This window comes from Rhodococcus sp. IC4_135, from assembly GCF_011602025.1.
In the GTDB taxonomy this organism is placed as follows: domain Bacteria; phylum Actinomycetota; class Actinomycetes; order Mycobacteriales; family Mycobacteriaceae; genus Rhodococcus_F; species Rhodococcus_F baikonurensis.
On sequence record NZ_JAAOLG010000142.1, the window covers coordinates 1 to 331 of the forward strand.

The 331-nt window shown below is 63.4% G+C and carries 1 protein-coding gene; it reads left to right on the plus strand.

Translation table 11 applies throughout. The features are described 5' to 3' along the window. Positions 1-331: AMP-binding protein (locus tag G8767_RS36690; RefSeq protein WP_166814309.1), on the plus strand; the 331-nt coding region annotated here is incomplete at both ends.

Below are 331 nucleotides of genomic sequence, written 5' to 3' on the forward strand. Positions count from 1 at the left end.
GTGACGTCGCGGTCGCCGGAGCAGTTCTTGGAGTTGCTTGCTGCTGAGCGGGTGACGGTGCTCAATCAGACGCCGTCGGCGTTCTATCAGTTGGCTGAGGCTGATCGGTTGGCGTCGGAATCCGGTCAGGCCGCCGAGTTGTCGTTGCGGTGGGTTGTTTTCGGTGGCGAGGCGCTCGAGCTGCGTCGCTTGTCGGATTGGTACGGCCGCCGCGGTGACTCTGCGCCGACGTTGGTGAACATGTACGGCATCACGGAGACGACGGTGCATGTGAGCCATCGTGTGTTGGATGCTGCGTTGGCGGCGGATGCGTCGGCGAGTGTTGTGGGTC